The 201-nt window shown below is 55.2% G+C and carries 1 tRNA gene; it reads left to right on the top strand.

Going from position 1 to position 201, the window contains the following annotated elements:
* Positions 1-73 precede the first annotated feature (73 nt).
* Positions 74-150: transfer RNA gene (locus ACXAIC_RS24955), tRNA-Met, on the top strand.
* The last annotated feature ends 51 nt before the right edge of the window (positions 151-201 follow it).

Below are 201 nucleotides of genomic sequence, written 5' to 3'. Positions count from 1 at the left end.
CGCGCAAAACAAAAAAGGCCGGGCTTAAAACAGCCCCCTCCGGAACCAAAGAGTTCCAGGGAAAACAAAATAACGCGGGATGGAGCAGCCCGGTAGCTCGTCAGGCTCATAACCTGAAGGTCGCAGGTTCAAATCCTGCTCCCGCAACCAAATGCGACAACAGCCTCATCCCGAAAGGGGTGGGGCTGTTGTCGTATTCGG

The organism is Roseibium sp. AWQ4_254 (assembly GCF_056161025.1).
This window is presented reverse-complemented; position numbering and strand designations above follow the sequence as displayed.